This is a genomic window from Ensifer sp. VA4 (assembly GCF_055710065.1).
The window spans coordinates 65,023-79,277 of the sequence record NZ_JBVQPO010000008.1 but is presented as its reverse complement, the minus strand read 5'-3'; the positions used below and the strand labels follow the sequence as shown (position 1 = coordinate 79,277).

Genomic DNA, 14,255 nt, shown 5'->3' with positions numbered 1-14,255 from the left:
GGAGCTGGACGGACGCGGCCTCTCAGCCGCCCTTGCGGATGAGGAACCGGTGGCCGCCTTCGGCGGACGCCGCCTCTTCGAGCTTGTGGCCGTCCTCCTTGCAGAAGTGCGGGATATCGATCACCGCCAGAGGATCTGTGGTCTCGATCTCCAGAAGCGCGCCCGGGGCGAGCGCGGCCATGCGCTTGCGCGTCTTCAAAACGGGAAGGGGGCATTTAAGCCCCCTGAGGTCGTAGACGATCTTGGTTTCGTTCGGCATCAATTGCCCCAGATCTTCCAGAAAGGGCGCTTCTTCGGCGGCTCTTCGGTGAGGACAGGCGTTTGCGCCACCGTATCGGGGGCCGGTGCCGTGGCAACGGCCGCGGTCTGCTGTGGCGCAGCGATGGTCGCCGCGGCCCGCGCCTGCTTCTCGGCCTTTGCCGGCTCCTGAGCCTGTGGCGAGACGGCGGCCTGCTGTTCCGGCGTGATGACGACCGGAGCGGGCATCTGAAGCTCAGGCTCACTCTTGGAGAACAGGCTCCAGAAGGATTTCTTGGGCTGCTCGACGGCCGCCTGCATCACCGGCTGCGGAATGGGGTTGGCGGCCGGAACCGGCACGTGCTTTCCGCCGTCGGTCGCTTTTTCGAGTTCCTTCTTCTGGATCTCGACGGCCTGCTTCGTCTCTTCCGCTTCCTTCTGTTCGGCGAGTTTCTTCTCGAGATCGCTCGCCTTCATCAGCTTGCCGGCATCGAGGGAATTACCGGTCGGCGCATAGGCGAGTTCGCGGCCGACGCGCTGCTTGGCGACGATCGCCTTGCGCTCGGCTTCGCTCGGCTCGTACCAGACCATGCCGTCATACTTCTTGAGGGCCTTGTCGTAGTCGCTCTGATAGCTCTTCTCGAAGCTCGCCATCGCCACTTGCAGCGCCGGCGGGGTCGACATGGCCGGGCACTGGCCGCTCGGGTTGAACGGGCCGGTGGCTTGCTGGTTGAAGACGTACTTCCTTTCGCAGACGTTGATTTCCGGCGGGCGCTTGGTGATTTCGAACTGGTCGTAACCGACCTTCAGCATTTTCCAGAAGTCGATATTCGGATTATTGCGATGGCGCGCCATGTTTTCCGCCGTCATGCGGAAGGGGAAGGCCTGGAGCTGAACGCTTTCCTGGCCGCCCTTGAAGGAATCCCGGGCGAGCGCGAAGATCTCGATAATCTGTTCGTCGGTCATCGAGTAGCACCCCGCCGACGAGCAGGCGCCGTGGATCATCAGATGCGTGCCCTGACGGCCGTTCGCCTTGTCGTAGGCGTTGGGATAGCCGGTGTTGATCGCCAGATAGTACTTCGAATTGGGGTTCAGCTGATGCGGGAAGAGCGGGTAGAAGCCTTCCGGCGCCTGACGATCGCCTTCCTTCACCTTTGGCCCCAGTTTGCCGGACCAGGCGCAGATCTTGTAGCTCTTCAGAAGCTGGAAGCGGTTGGCGGTATTGGCCTTCCAGACCTCGAGCGTGCCTTCCTCCTTGAAGATGCGCAGCGCGATCGGGGCCTGCTTCTGCATCCCGAGTTCGGTCATCTTTTGGACCAGGGGTCCGGAAACCTGGTACTCGGTCTTGTTCTTCACGGACTTGAGGTCGACCGATGTCGTCGTGTCCAGCGTTTCATTGGTGCAGCCGGCAAGCGCGGCGACAATGGCGGCGGAGGCTACAAGGTTTCTGAAACGCATCAGCAGAGGCCCGTTCAAACCCAAACTCGACTACTTAAATCGATGCCGATTTAAGGAATTACGCAGGAGAGCCCAAGTCCGCGAGGGAGGGGCCCTTCAGAGAATCACTAAGCGATTATACTTCACGAATTCTTAACCCTGCAGGGTGCCCCTGCCGATGCGCTGTTCATGACCTCATGAATATGGCCAAGATTTGGCCACACTCCGCTTTGCGGTTGCGAAATCCGCTCCCGCAATCGCGAACCATCGGGGCGAGATGGGATGGGGGCGCGTGGGATTTCCGCCCGCATCCGGCTCCAGCTTAGAGATTGCGGCCGATATTGAGGTATTTCTGTCGGCGATCCGTGCGCAATTGGTCGCCGTTGCGTCCGGAAAGCTCCTTCAGCGCGTCGGCGATCACGGTTCCGGTGCGGCTGATGACCGCGTTCGGGTCGCGGTGGGCGCCGCCGACCGGCTCCGGAATGATGCCGTCGATGACGCCGAGTGCCTTCAGGTCTTCGGAGGTGATCTTCATGTTGCTGGCAGCTTCCTTGGCGCGGGTCGAATCGCGCCAGAGGATCGAGGCAGCGCCTTCCGGCGAGATGACGCTGTAGATCGCATGCTCCAGCATGTAGACGCGGTTGCCGGTGGCGATCGCGATGGCGCCGCCGGAGCCGCCTTCGCCGATGACGACGGTGACGATCGGCACGCGAACGTTGAGGCACATCTCGGTGGAGCGGGCGATGGCTTCCGCCTGGCCGCGTTCCTCGGCGCCGACGCCCGGATAGGCGCCTGCGGTGTCGACCAGCGTGATCAGCGGCAGGGAGAAGCGATCGGCCATTTCCATGACGCGGATCGCCTTGCGATAGCCTTCAGGACGGGGGCTGCCGAAGTTGTGCTTGATGCGTGACTTCGTGTCGTTGCCCTTCTCCTGGCCGAGAACGGCCACCGGCATGCCGCGAAAGCGTGCAAGGCCGGCCTGGATGGCGTCGTCGTTGGCGAAGTTGCGGTCGCCGGCAAGCGGCGTGAACTCGGTGAAGAGCTCGGCGGCATAATCCAGGAAGTGCGGGCGCTGAGGGTGACGGGCGACCTGGGTCTTCTGCCACGGCGTCAGCTTGGAATAGATCTCGACCATCGCGTCGCGGACGCGCGTCTCCAGCCGTTCGATCTCATCCGAAGTGTTCACGCTCTCGTCTTCGCCGGCGAGCTTCTTCAATTCGAGAATCTTGCCTTCGAGGTCCGAGATGGGTTTTTCGAAATCGAGATAGTTGTGCATGAGATGCGTTTCCGATCATTTTGCGACAAGGATATGCGGGCCGAAACCAGCTTCCCGGCGGTCCTAATCCTGTTTTTTCGCCTGTTTGGCAAGAGGGTGATGGTTTTGCACGAGGTTGTGCAGCCGTTCTTCCAGCACATGCGTATAGATTTGTGTCGTTGAAATGTCCGAATGTCCGAGCAGTTCCTGCACGGCGCGAAGGTCCGCGCCATTGGCAAGCAGGTGGCTGGCGAAGGCATGCCGGAGCACGTGCGGGGAAATCGTGGCGACCCTTATGCCGGCACGTGCGGCAAGCGATTTCAGATCGCGCGCAAAGACTTGGCGCGGCAGGAAGCCCTGCTTGCCGGAAGACGGGAAGAGCCACGGACTTTCGCGACTGCCCGGGTCTTCCTTGGCCATCTCCTCGGCGAGCGCCTCTCCATAGGCCCGCATTGCCCGGATCGCGGCCTGCGAAAGCGGTACGAGCCGCTCCTTGTTGCCCTTGCCGCGGATGACCAGGAAGCGGCCGTTCTGCGCCAGCACGCTTGCCGGCAGCGAGACCAGTTCGCTGACACGCATGCCGGTGGCGTAGAGCAGTTCGATCAGCGCATGCATGCGCAACCGGGCAAGACGCTCGGTCCCGCCTGTCGCGGCTTCCGTCTCCGCTTGGCCAATCAGCCGCGAGACGTCGTCGACGCTCAGCGTCTTCGGCAGACTGCGCCCCTTCTTCGGGGCGTCGAGAATTCCGGTCGGATCGTCGCCGCGCATACCTTCGGCGTATAGGAACTTGTAGAATTGCCGGAGCGCCGAGAGACGTCGTGCCTGCGACGAGGGCTTGAAGCCCTGGCTCGAGAGATGGGCGAGATAGGTACGAAGATCGTCCGGTGTCGCCCCTGTCAGCCCGGTTCCGAGCGTGCGCAGGTGCGAGGAGGCGTCCTCCAGGTCGCGCTCATAGGATTGCAGCGTGTTGACCGCAGCGCCTCGCTCGGCGCTCATCATTTCGAGGAAGGCCTCGACATGGGCTGCGGAAAGGTCGCTCATTGGGGCTTGTTCACCCGCTCGGACGGTATTTTCACGGTCACGTCCCGCTCCACCGGCTCGACGAAGGTGACGAGGGAGACCATCGTGCCGTAGACTATTCCGGCGATAACGGCACAGAAGAACAGGAACCGGAATAGGGTCGGCATTTCAATCTCCTCTGCATGTGCCCTTCGATGCAGCGAACGCAAGGATACCCATGCAGGCGTTCAAACGGCCAGTGCGGTTCACGCGTCCGAAGGAACACGCGGCGCCGTGGCGGGTGCCAGACCTATATGAACGCCGCTTCGGCCGAGTTCAAGAACCGTGAGCGGACGCGCGCGACGACTTGACGCTACACCCCGATTTGTCGATACCGAAAGGGAATGGGGAATAAGAAGTCCAATGAACGACCTGATCGAACCGGTTTCCGCAACGCTTGCCGAGCGGGCGAAGCTTGCACTCGGTAAACGCAATCTCGTGTTCATCGGCCTGATGGGTGCCGGCAAGTCGGCAATCGGACGGTTGACCGCCCAGGCACTCGGCATTCCCTTCGTCGATTCCGACCACGAGATCGAACGCGTCTCGCGCATGACGATCAGCGATCTCTTCGCCCGCTATGGCGAAGAGGAGTTCCGTGCGCTGGAAACGCGGGTGTTGAAGCGCCTGCTCAGGACTGGACCGCGCGTCGTCTCGACCGGCGGCGGCGCCTATATCAACGAGCGCTCGCGCCGACAGATCAAGAAGGGCGGCCTGACGGTCTGGCTCAACGCCGAACTCGAGGTGCTCTGGGAACGGGTCAACAAGCGCGATACCCGGCCGCTCCTGAAGACGGAAAATCCGAAGCAGACGCTCGAAAACCTGATGAACGCGCGCTACCCGATCTACGCCGAAGCCGACCTGATCGTGTTGTCGCGCGATGTGAAGAAAGAGACGATGGTGGAAGACGTTCTCGCTGCCGTCATCGAACACCAGGACAAGAAAAGTCATGAATAGCCATGCGATGCCCGCTGCCGAACGCCAGGTCCGTGTCGACCTCGGCGATCGTTCCTATGATATCCTGATCGGCCCCGGGCTGATTGCGGCCGCTGGCGAGCAGATCGCAGCCCGCCTCAAGGGGCGGAAGATGGCCGTGATCACCGACGAGAACGTCGCGCCTCGCTATCTCGAGCCGCTGATGGCGAGCTTGAAGGGGCGTGACATCGATGCGGTGTCGCTCGTGCTGCCCGCCGGCGAGAAGACCAAGAGTTTCGAGCACTTGATCCCGGTTTGCGAAACCGTGCTCGGCGCCCGGATCGAGCGCAATGATGCGGTGATCGCGCTCGGCGGCGGCGTCATCGGCGATCTTACCGGCTTTGCCGCCGGCATCGTGCGCCGCGGTTCGCGCTTCGTTCAGATCCCGACTTCGCTCCTGGCACAGGTCGATTCCTCCGTCGGCGGCAAGACCGGCATCAATTCTCCGCACGGCAAGAATCTGATCGGTGTCTTCCATCAGCCGGACCTGGTGCTTGCCGATACGGACGTGCTCGACACGCTGAGCCCGCGCGAGTTTCGCGCCGGCTATGCCGAGGTCGCGAAGTACGGGCTGATCGACAAGCCGGACTTCTTCGCCTGGCTGGAGAAGAACTGGCAGGCGGTCTTTGCCGGCGGCGCGGCGCGTATCGAGGCGATCGCGGTGAGCTGCCAGGCCAAGGCAGACGTTGTTGCCGCGGACGAGCGCGAGAACGGCTTGCGAGCGCTGCTCAATCTCGGCCACACCTTCGGCCATGCGCTTGAGGCGGCGACCGAATATGACAGCGCGCGGCTCGTGCACGGCGAGGGCGTTTCGATCGGCATGGTGCTGGCGCATCAGTTCTCGGCGCGCATGAACCTTGCGAGCCCCGACGACGCGACGCGCGTGGAGGCACATCTGAAAACCGTGGGTCTGCCGACCCGCATGTCGGAAATCCCCGGTACGCTACCGCCGGCCGAGCGGCTGATGGACGCGATCGCCCAGGACAAGAAGGTCAAGGGCGGCAAGCTCACCTTCATCCTGACGCGCGGCATCGGACAATCCTTTGTCGCCGATGACGTTCCGGCATCGGAGGTCCTGAGCTTCCTGAGGGAAAAGCATCCGCAATGAGCGGCGAAGCCTTTATAGCTTTTCTGGCGGAATACTGGCTGTCGATCCTCTCGGTCTTCTGCCTGCTCGTGCTCTCGGCGTTCTTCTCCGGCTCGGAGACGGCGCTGACGGCCGCTTCGCGCTCGCGCATGCATACGCTGGAGAACAATGGCGAGGAGCGCGCCGGCATCGTCAACCGCCTGATCGAACGCCGGGACCGATTGATTGGCACCCTGCTGATCGGCAACAATCTCGTCAACATTCTGGCTTCGTCGCTGACGACGAGCCTGTTGATCGGTCTTTTCGGCGATTCCGGCGTGGCACTCGCGACGCTTGCCATGACCGTGCTGCTCGTCATCTTCTCGGAAGTGCTGCCGAAGAGCTGGGCGATTGCCTCTCCTGATCGCTTCGCGCTGGCCGTCGCGCCCTTGGTTCGCCCCTTCGTCGTGATCGTCGGGCCCGTTTCCAGCCTCGTCAACGGGATCGTCCGGCGCATCCTCCACCTCTTCGGCGTCAACCTCGCCGCTGATATGTCGATGCTTTCGGCGCATGAAGAACTGCGCGGTGCGGTGGACTTCCTGCACCGGGAGGGCTCGGTGATCAAGGCCGACCGCGACCGGCTGGGCGGGGTGCTCGACCTCGGCGAACTCGAAGTCTCCGACATCATGATCCACCGCACCAACATGCGGGCGATCAACGCCGACGAATCGCCTGAGACCTGCGTTCGCGACATCCTCGAAAGTCCGTTCACGCGGCTGCCGCTCTGGCGCGGCTCTACCGACAACATCATCGGCGTCGTGCATTCGAAGGACCTTCTGCGGGCGCTTGCCGAGCCCAATGTCGAGCCGGAAAACCTCGATATCGTCAGGATCGCGCAGAAGCCCTGGTTCGTGCCCGACACGACCAATCTCAAGGACCAGCTCAACGCCTTCCTGCGTCGCAAGCTGCACCTGGCGATCGTCGTCGATGAGTATGGCCAGGTTCAGGGCCTGGTGACGCTGGAAGACATTCTGGAGGAGATCGTAGGCGACATTGCCGATGAGCACGACCTCGATATCCAGGGCGTCAGGCAGGAGGCCGATGGCTCGATCGTCGTCGACGGATCAGTGCCGATCCGCGATCTCAACCGTGCGCTCGACTGGTCCTTGCCGGATGAGGAGGCGACCACGGTTGCCGGCCTGGTGATCCACGAGTCCAAGAGCATTCCGGAAGAGCGCCAGGCCTTCACCTTCCACGGCAAGCGCTTCATCGTGATGAAGCGCGTGAGAAACCGGATCACCAAGCTGCGCATCCGACCGGCGGAAGACGGTGCCGCTCCGACGGGCTGAATGATAGCGGATCGCTACCAGCGGGTCGTTTCGCCGGGTGCCGCCGGCTCGACCGCAAGGGCGTGCAGGCCGGCATCGAGTTCCGGCTTCAGAAGGTCGTTGATCGCGCGGTGGCGGGCGACGCGGCTCATGCCGGTAAAGGCGCTCGAAACGATACGCACGCGCAGGTGGGTTTCGCCGCCGCCATCGAAACCGGGCTGATGGCCGGCATGCATGTGGCTCTCGTTGATGACCGCCAGTCTCTCGGGGTGGAAGGCCTCGATCAGCTTCTTTTCGATCGTGTCGGTGAGTGACATTCTTCCGTCCCATTTCCTTGATTGTTTGGCGCCCCCCTCGCGGGTCTGTCGAACCTGGCAGTCGCAGGCCTGGCGGCGCAAAATGCCCGCACAAAGCCAGCAACATTCTGCTTTGTCAATTCTTGTTGTGGCCCCTGCCAAACCCCATAATGAGCGCCATGAGACTCGATTCAAAATACTTCGATCGTATCCGCACCCGGCGCAAGGTCGAGCCGCGGGCCGAGCCGGCTGCGCCCGTCTGCCAGTGGGACGGCTGTGATCAGAAAGGCGTGCATCGGGCGCCCGTCGGCCGCAATGCCGAGGGGCAATACTTCATGTTCTGCTTCGAACATGTGAAGGAGTACAACAAGGGGTACAATTACTTCTCCGGCCTGTCCGACAGCGAGGTTGCGCGCTACCAGAAGGAAGCGGTGACCGGTCACCGGCCGACCTGGACCGTCGGTGTCAACAAGAACGCCAGGAACGGTCCGGCTCAATCGCAGATGCGATCCGGCACCGCCGGCGCCCAGGCGCGCATGCGCGATCCCTTCGGCTTCGTCAGCGAGGCGCGGGCGCGTTCCGGTCGCCCGGAGCCGCGCCAGCGCAAGTTAAAGACGCTCGAGGCGAAAGCCTTCGAAACGCTCGGTCTCGGTGCGTCGGCGACCGCCGCGGATATCAAGGCCGCCTACAAGGATCTCGTCAAGAAGCATCACCCCGATGCCAATGGCGGAGATAGAGGATCGGAAGAGCGTTTTCGCGCCGTTATTCAAGCCTACCAATTGTTAAAACAGGCTGGTTTCTGCTAACAACGCGGATTATTACAGAAGCACTTTTGCAGGCGAATGCGCGGGTGCCTTCCGGTGGCCGCTCTGGAGACATGATGAGCAAGATTGACCTCGATATTTCCAACCTCCCCGACACGACGATCTCGGTCCGGGAGGTTTTCGGCATTGATACGGATTTGCGCGTTCCTGCCTATTCGAAGGGCGACGCTTATGTGCCGGACCTCGATCCGGACTACCTCTTCGACCGCGAAACGACGCTCGCCATTCTCGCAGGCTTCGCCCACAACCGACGCGTGATGGTGTCGGGCTATCACGGTACCGGCAAGTCCACCCATATCGAGCAGGTCGCCGCCCGCCTCAACTGGCCGTGCGTGCGCGTCAACCTCGACAGCCATGTCAGCCGTATCGACCTCGTCGGCAAGGACGCGATCGTCGTCAAGGACGGTCTGCAGGTCACCGAATTCAAGGACGGCATCCTGCCCTGGGCCTACCAGCACAATGTCGCGCTGGTCTTCGACGAATACGATGCCGGCCGCCCGGACGTGATGTTCGTCATTCAGCGCGTTCTGGAATCTTCCGGCCGCCTGACGCTGCTCGACCAGAGCCGCGTCATCCGCCCGCACCCGGCCTTCCGCCTGTTCGCGACCGCCAACACGGTCGGTCTCGGCGACACGACCGGTCTCTACCACGGCACGCAGCAGATCAACCAGGCGCAGATGGACCGCTGGTCGATCGTGACGACGCTGAACTACCTGCCGCATGACAAGGAAGTCGACATCGTCGCTGCCAAGGTGAAGGGCTTCACCGCCGACAAGGGCCGTGAAACCGTGTCGAAGATGGTCCGCGTTGCCGACCTCACGCGCGCTGCCTTCATCAACGGCGATCTTTCGACCGTCATGAGCCCGCGTACGGTCATCACCTGGGCCGAGAACGCCCATATCTTCGGCGACATCGCCTTTGCCTTCCGCGTAACCTTCCTCAACAAGTGCGACGAGTTGGAACGGGCGCTGGTCGCCGAGCACTATCAGCGCGCCTTCGGCATCGAGCTGAAGGAAAGCGCTGCCAACATCGTGCTCGAAGCCACTGCCTGATCCTTGGTCTGCCTTCCCCTCGGGGAGGGCGGACTGTGACGCTGTGGCAAACGCGATGATGCCCTACAGCGCCGCGCGTCTTGTCAGACGCGCAAAGATCGCGGTAGCAGTTTGAATTGCTGCATGTTGTGTCCTTTGATTGGCAACGATCAAAGGAACCATGCATCAGCGGGGCATCATCGCCGCTGGCTGAAGAAGGAACTGTCGTGAGCTCGAACTCGAAGGCAAAGCCAACCACGCGCGAGAACGCTGCGGAACCGTTCAAGCGGGCGCTTTCCGGCTGCATCCGATCGATCGCGGGCGATGCCGAGGTGGAGGTCGCTTTCGCCAACGAGCGGCCGGGCATGACCGGCGAGCGCATTCGCCTGCCGGAACTTTCCAAGCGCCCGACGCTTCAGGAGCTTTCCGTGACCCGCGGTCTCGGTGACAGCATGGCGCTGCGCAAGGCCTGTCACGATGCGCGCATCCACGCGACGATGTCGCCGCAGGGGGCGGATGCCCGCGCGATCTTCGACGCGGTGGAACAGGCTCGCGTCGAGGCGATCGGTGCGTTGCGCATGGCGGGTGTCGCCAAGAACCTCAACGTCATGCTCGAGGAGAAATACGCCAAGGCGAATTTCGCGGCGATCGAGCGGCAGGCCGACGCGCCGCTCGGTGAAGCCGTGGCGCTTCTGGTGCGCGAAAAGCTGACCGGCGAGAAGCCGCCTGCGTCTGCCGGCAAGGTGCTCGACCTCTGGCGCGAGTTCATCGAGGGCAAGGCTGCCGGCGACATCAAGAACCTGTCGTCGACGATCAACGACCAGCAGGCTTTCGCCCGGGTCGTCCGCGACATGCTGACCTCGATGGAGGTCGCCGAGAAATACGGTGACGACGACGTCGAACCGGACGAACAGGAAAGCGAGACCGACGAAGACCAGCCGCGCAGCCAGGAGCAGGACGAGAACGCCAGCGACGAGGAAGCCGGCGACGACGCTGCCCCCGCCGATGAAAACCAGGCTGCCGAAGAGCAGATGGAAGAAGGCGAGATGGACGGCGCGGAGATCTCCGACGACGATCTCCAGGACGAAGGCGACGAGGACAGCGAGACGCCGGGCGAGGTCAAGCGCCCGAACCAGCCCTTTGCCGACTTCAACGAGAAGGTCGACTACGCCGTCTTCACCCGCGAATTCGATGAGACCATTGCCTCGGAAGAGCTTTGCGACGAAGCCGAGCTAGATCGCTTGCGCGCCTTCCTCGACAAGCAGCTCTCTCATCTCCAGGGCGCAGTCGGGCGCCTCGCCAACCGGCTGCAACGCCGGCTGATGGCGCAGCAGAACCGCTCCTGGGAGTTCGACCTCGAAGAGGGCTACCTCGACACGGCGCGCTTGCAGCGCATCGTCATCGACCCGATGCAGCCGCTCTCGTTCAAGCGCGAGAAGGATACCAACTTCCGCGACACGGTGGTGACGCTGCTGATCGACAATTCCGGCTCGATGCGCGGCCGCCCGATCACCGTTGCTGCGACCTGCGCCGACATTCTGGCGCGCACGCTTGAGCGTTGCGGCGTGAAGGTCGAGATCCTCGGCTTTACCACCAAGGCGTGGAAGGGCGGGCAATCGCGCGAGAAGTGGCTCGCCGGTGGCAAGCCGCAGTCGCCGGGCCGGCTGAATGACCTGCGCCACATCATCTACAAGTCCGCCGATGCGCCCTGGCGCCGCGCGCGCCGCAACCTCGGCCTGATGATGCGCGAGGGCCTGCTCAAGGAGAACATCGACGGCGAGGCGCTGATGTGGGCGCATGAGCGGTTGATGGCGCGCCGCGAACAGCGCCGCATCCTGATGATGATCTCCGACGGTGCGCCGGTCGACGACTCGACGCTTTCGGTCAACCCCGGAAACTATCTGGAGCGGCACCTGCGCGCGGTGATCGAGCAGATCGAAACCCGCTCGCCGGTAGGACTGCTGGCGATCGGCATCGGCCACGACGTGACGCGCTACTATCGCCGCGCCGTGACGATCGTCGACGCCGACGAACTCGCCGGCGCCATGACCGAGCAACTGGCCGCACTCTTCGAGGACGAAAGCCAGCGCCGCGGCTCGTCGCGTCATCGCCGCACGGGATAATCCTGTCGTTCGGAGGTGGCTTTGCCGCTTCCGAACGCCACTCGGCCGCTGCACGTTACGGCTCTCAGCCGAAGTCAATTTACGGACAAAGTTTTACGGTCTACCAAGCTGCTGCGATGATCTCAGTGCGCCGTGGTGGGCGCCCCTCGTGGTCGTGCTCCGTTTCATTCCCGATGCTTTCCCCCTGAAGGTACTCTCCCCATGCTTTGCCGCGGACTTCTAGCCCTCCTGCTTCTGGCGTCGACCGGCTCGGCATGGGCCGCCTCGAACAGCGAAACTTTGCCGATCCGCAGCCACCAGATCAAGAGTTTTGCGGTTGGATCGAGCGACACCCGGTTCGGTGCTCTGGAGTTCGTCGGCGGGTTGGAAATGACATCGCCGAATTCCCTGTTCGGCGCCGTCTCGGCGATCCGTTTTCGACCTGATGGTACCTCGTTCATCGCGATCATGGACACCGGCCATTGGCTCGAAGGCGCCGTGACCCGCGATGTGGACGGCCGGCTTTCCGGTCTCATGGATCTCATCGCCACGCCGATGGCCGATCGAAACGGTGACGTCGGCCTGGCGAAGTGGAAGGTGGATTCCGAAGGATTGGCGCTCCGGTCGGGCCAGGTGGTCGTCAGCTACGAGCAGGGGCACCGCATCGACATCTACCCGGACCCGGGTTTCGCGGCTTCGACGCCGATCGGCAGCCTGGCGTTGCCGTTTCCGATCAAGGAGCTGCGCAACAATGGCGGCATCGAAACGATCGCGGTCGCGCCAAAGAACAGCCCTCTGGCCGGTGCGACGATCGCTGTTGCCGAGCGCAGCGTCGACAAGGCGGACAATCTGCTGGCGGGCATCCTCGACGGGCCAAAGCGTGGCGCGTTTAGCGTCGTGCGCAAGGATCCCTATGCGGTGACGGATGGGGCGTTCCTGCCGAACGGCGACCTGTTGCTCCTGGAGCGGCGCTTCTCTTTCGGTTCGGGTCTCGGAATGCAGATCCGTCGTATCGCCGGGGATACGATCAAGCCCGGCGCCGTGGTCGATGGCGAGGTCATCTTCGAAGCCGACATGCGCTACCAGATCGACAATATGGAAGGGCTCGACGTCGTCGCCCGACCGGACGGCGAGGTCCGGGTAATCGTCGTTTCGGACGACAACCATTCGATACTCGAGCGCAACCTGATGCTCGAGTTCCGCCTCACGTCGCCTCTGACGCAATAAAGCAATTCCAGAAGAGTGCGGAGCGGGTTGCCGTTGCGCAATAGCTGGCCGCGGAAATGGAAAAGGCCGCTGACATCGGGCCATGCAACCGGCGTCGGCGGCTCGAGTCTTATTGTCGGATCTAACCTTTTGAAATTACGCAATTCCGGACGGAATACCGTTTCACGCTTTTCCTGGAATTGCTCTAGAGCATCCCACTTTCAAGTGGAATCACTTGAAAGCGGAAAGATGCTCTAGAAACAAAGTGCTAGAGCGACCTTAGTGCGTTCATCTGAACGCACGGCGCTCTAGGCGGCGGCCCTTTCGGCCACCGGCATCGGCTTGATGACGCTCATCAGTGCGCCGTAGGGCAGCAGCATGACAAGACCGCAAAGGATCTTGACGCTCAGATCGCCGATCGCCCAGGAAATCCAGCGCGGTGCCTCGGCTGCGAGCATGCCGAGCAGGGGCGCGGTCTCCAGCGCGAAGCTGTCGTTCGGGCCGAAGAACACGAAGAATGGCGCAAAGGCGAAGGAGAAGAACATCGCGGTGTCGAGCGCCGAGCCGATCAGCGAGCCGGCCAGCGGCGCATGCCACCAGCTCTGGCGGCGCAGGCGGTTGAACACCGAGATGTCGAGAAGCTGACCGAACAGGAAGGCAGAGCCCGAGGCAATGGCGATCCGCGGCGTGGCGGCGACGAAGGAGAGCAGGATGGCGACGATGAAGCCGGCGACCACCACGCGGCGCGCGAGGCGCGGCCCGAACTGCCGGTTCGTGAGGTCCGTCACCAGGAAAGCGAAGGGATAGCTGAAAGCGCCCCAGGTGAGGAGATCGCCGAGCTGCATGCCGGCAATCGAGCCCGGCAGCGGAAACTGAACGAGAATATTCGAGGCGACGACCACGAGGGTCATCAGCGCGACATAAATGAAGAACGTACGGTTGATCAGCATTTTTTTATCCTGGGAGATGCCACCAGCTAGAGGAGCGGAAGCCGGGCAAGGTATCCGGCCGATGAGGCAAAAGACGCGCACGAGAAAAAGGCTTGCCGGATGAACCCGCAAGCCTTTTTAAACGCGTGTCAAAGACAGTGCGCTGGCGCCGATCAGGCGGCTTCAGCAACCTTCTTGACGATCTGGCGGCGCAGCAGGCGAGCACGCATGCTCAGCTCGTTCTCGTCCGACTTCAGCAGGAAGGCGTCGAGGCCGCCACGGTGTTCGACCGAGCGGAGAGCTGCAGCGGAAACGCGCAGACGGTAGCGCTGGCCGAGAGCATCGGAAATCAGCGTGACGTTGCACAGGTTCGGCAGGAACCGGCGCTTGGTCTTGTTGTTGGCGTGGCTTACATTGTTGCCCGACTGGACGCCCTTGCCGGTCAATTCGCAACTACGGGACATGGTACACCTATTCTCTTTATCGCCGCCGGACAATGCGGTAGCGGGCCCA

Annotated in this window: 15 protein-coding genes; 7 read left to right on the top strand and 8 right to left on the bottom strand. The window is 62.6% G+C overall.

All coding sequences use genetic code 11. The annotated features are described in order from the left end of the window. Positions 1-22: 22 nt before the first annotated feature. The 5 genes from AC0C6X_RS15435 to AC0C6X_RS15415 form a co-directional block, all read right to left on the bottom strand. Positions 23-259 (bottom strand): sulfurtransferase TusA family protein, encoded by a 237-nt coding sequence (locus AC0C6X_RS15435; protein WP_247960689.1) that lies wholly within the window; start codon positions 257-259, stop codon positions 23-25. After that, on the bottom strand, positions 259-1,695 hold the full coding sequence (locus tag AC0C6X_RS15430; protein ID WP_247960690.1) for a L,D-transpeptidase family protein: 1,437 nt from the start codon (positions 1,693-1,695) through the stop codon (positions 259-261). The genes AC0C6X_RS15435 and AC0C6X_RS15430 overlap by 1 nt, the downstream gene beginning before the upstream one ends. Before the next feature lie 301 nt (positions 1,696-1,996). Beyond that, positions 1,997-2,950: an acetyl-CoA carboxylase carboxyltransferase subunit alpha gene (locus AC0C6X_RS15425; RefSeq protein WP_173520522.1), complete on the bottom strand. Its 954-nt coding sequence runs from the start codon at positions 2,948-2,950 to the stop codon at positions 1,997-1,999. 63 nt (positions 2,951-3,013) lie between these two features. After that, positions 3,014-3,970 carry a site-specific tyrosine recombinase XerD gene (gene xerD, locus AC0C6X_RS15420; protein WP_247960691.1) on the bottom strand — a complete coding sequence of 319 codons (957 nt, stop codon included), beginning with the start codon at positions 3,968-3,970 and terminating at the stop codon, positions 3,014-3,016. After that, positions 3,967-4,116, bottom strand: coding sequence for a hypothetical protein (locus AC0C6X_RS15415; RefSeq protein ID WP_173520524.1), 150 nt, complete (start codon positions 4,114-4,116; stop codon positions 3,967-3,969). The genes xerD and AC0C6X_RS15415 overlap by 4 nt, the downstream gene beginning before the upstream one ends. A 235-nt stretch (positions 4,117-4,351) precedes the next feature. On the opposite strand from AC0C6X_RS15415, the gene AC0C6X_RS15410 reads away from it, so the two are divergent. The 3 genes from AC0C6X_RS15410 to AC0C6X_RS15400 are packed head-to-tail and all read left to right on the top strand — an operon-like array spanning position 4,352 to position 7,375. Beyond that, positions 4,352-4,942, top strand: a complete 591-nt coding sequence (locus AC0C6X_RS15410; protein ID WP_247960692.1) for a shikimate kinase — start codon at positions 4,352-4,354, stop codon at positions 4,940-4,942. Then, positions 4,935-6,068, top strand: a complete 1,134-nt coding sequence (gene aroB / locus AC0C6X_RS15405) for a 3-dehydroquinate synthase (protein WP_247960693.1) — start codon at positions 4,935-4,937, stop codon at positions 6,066-6,068. The genes AC0C6X_RS15410 and aroB overlap by 8 nt, the downstream gene beginning before the upstream one ends. Next, positions 6,065-7,375: an HlyC/CorC family transporter gene (locus tag AC0C6X_RS15400; RefSeq protein WP_247960694.1), complete on the top strand. Its 1,311-nt coding sequence runs from the start codon at positions 6,065-6,067 to the stop codon at positions 7,373-7,375. Before aroB ends, AC0C6X_RS15400 begins: the two co-directional genes overlap by 4 nt. Positions 7,376-7,389: 14 nt before the next feature. Here AC0C6X_RS15400 and AC0C6X_RS15395 read toward each other — a convergent pair whose 3' ends face one another. After that, positions 7,390-7,671, bottom strand: a complete 282-nt coding sequence (locus AC0C6X_RS15395) for a BolA family protein (RefSeq protein ID WP_247960695.1) — start codon at positions 7,669-7,671, stop codon at positions 7,390-7,392. Between the two features lie 149 nt (positions 7,672-7,820). On the opposite strand from AC0C6X_RS15395, the gene AC0C6X_RS15390 reads away from it, so the two are divergent. The 4 genes from AC0C6X_RS15390 (at position 7,821) to AC0C6X_RS15375 (ending at position 12,834) form a co-directional block, all read left to right on the top strand. Further along, positions 7,821-8,456 carry a J domain-containing protein gene (locus AC0C6X_RS15390; RefSeq protein WP_247960696.1) on the top strand — a complete coding sequence of 212 codons (636 nt, stop codon included), beginning with the start codon at positions 7,821-7,823 and terminating at the stop codon, positions 8,454-8,456. 74 nt (positions 8,457-8,530) lie between these two features. Continuing rightward, positions 8,531-9,526, top strand: a complete 996-nt coding sequence (cobS, locus tag AC0C6X_RS15385; RefSeq protein ID WP_034806552.1) for a cobaltochelatase subunit CobS — start codon at positions 8,531-8,533, stop codon at positions 9,524-9,526. Between the two features lie 206 nt (positions 9,527-9,732). Then, a complete protein-coding gene (gene cobT / locus AC0C6X_RS15380; protein ID WP_472953867.1) occupies positions 9,733-11,628 on the top strand; it encodes a cobaltochelatase subunit CobT in 1,896 nt (631 codons plus the stop codon). A gap of 201 nt (positions 11,629-11,829) precedes the next feature. Continuing rightward, positions 11,830-12,834: an esterase-like activity of phytase family protein gene (locus tag AC0C6X_RS15375; RefSeq protein ID WP_472953864.1), complete on the top strand. Its 1,005-nt coding sequence runs from the start codon at positions 11,830-11,832 to the stop codon at positions 12,832-12,834. 287 nt (positions 12,835-13,121) lie between these two features. Here AC0C6X_RS15375 and AC0C6X_RS15370 read toward each other — a convergent pair whose 3' ends face one another. Together AC0C6X_RS15370 and rpmB are read right to left on the bottom strand one after the other, a co-directional pair. Then, complete coding sequence (locus AC0C6X_RS15370; protein ID WP_472953862.1) at positions 13,122-13,763, bottom strand: queuosine precursor transporter; 642 nt, start codon at positions 13,761-13,763, stop codon at positions 13,122-13,124. A 152-nt stretch (positions 13,764-13,915) separates the two neighbouring features. Continuing rightward, positions 13,916-14,206 (bottom strand): 50S ribosomal protein L28, encoded by a 291-nt coding sequence (gene rpmB / locus AC0C6X_RS15365; RefSeq protein ID WP_034806568.1) that lies wholly within the window; start codon positions 14,204-14,206, stop codon positions 13,916-13,918. Positions 14,207-14,255: the final 49 nt, after the last annotated feature.

Excerpts from the sequence above, each read along its gene's own strand:
- aroB (WP_247960693.1), top strand. The coding sequence starts at position 4,935 with ATGAATAGCCATGCGATGCCCGCTGCCGAACGCCAGGTCCGTGTCGAC.
- AC0C6X_RS15435 (WP_247960689.1), bottom strand. The coding sequence starts at position 259 with ATGCCGAACGAAACCAAGATCGTCTACGACCTCAGGGGGCTTAAATGC.
- AC0C6X_RS15410 (WP_247960692.1), top strand. The coding sequence starts at position 4,352 with ATGAACGACCTGATCGAACCGGTTTCCGCAACGCTTGCCGAGCGGGCG.
- AC0C6X_RS15395 (WP_247960695.1), bottom strand. The coding sequence starts at position 7,671 with ATGTCACTCACCGACACGATCGAAAAGAAGCTGATCGAGGCCTTCCAC.
- AC0C6X_RS15375 (WP_472953864.1), top strand. The coding sequence starts at position 11,830 with ATGCTTTGCCGCGGACTTCTAGCCCTCCTGCTTCTGGCGTCGACCGGC.
- AC0C6X_RS15390 (WP_247960696.1), top strand. The coding sequence starts at position 7,821 with ATGAGCGCCATGAGACTCGATTCAAAATACTTCGATCGTATCCGCACC.
- AC0C6X_RS15400 (WP_247960694.1), top strand. The coding sequence starts at position 6,065 with ATGAGCGGCGAAGCCTTTATAGCTTTTCTGGCGGAATACTGGCTGTCG.
- cobS (WP_034806552.1), top strand. The coding sequence starts at position 8,531 with ATGAGCAAGATTGACCTCGATATTTCCAACCTCCCCGACACGACGATC.
- AC0C6X_RS15425 (WP_173520522.1), bottom strand. The coding sequence starts at position 2,950 with ATGCACAACTATCTCGATTTCGAAAAACCCATCTCGGACCTCGAAGGC.
- AC0C6X_RS15430 (WP_247960690.1), bottom strand. The coding sequence starts at position 1,695 with ATGCGTTTCAGAAACCTTGTAGCCTCCGCCGCCATTGTCGCCGCGCTT.
- rpmB (WP_034806568.1), bottom strand. The coding sequence starts at position 14,206 with ATGTCCCGTAGTTGCGAATTGACCGGCAAGGGCGTCCAGTCGGGCAAC.
- xerD (WP_247960691.1), bottom strand. The coding sequence starts at position 3,970 with ATGAGCGACCTTTCCGCAGCCCATGTCGAGGCCTTCCTCGAAATGATG.
- AC0C6X_RS15415 (WP_173520524.1), bottom strand. The coding sequence starts at position 4,116 with ATGCCGACCCTATTCCGGTTCCTGTTCTTCTGTGCCGTTATCGCCGGA.
- AC0C6X_RS15370 (WP_472953862.1), bottom strand. The coding sequence starts at position 13,763 with ATGCTGATCAACCGTACGTTCTTCATTTATGTCGCGCTGATGACCCTC.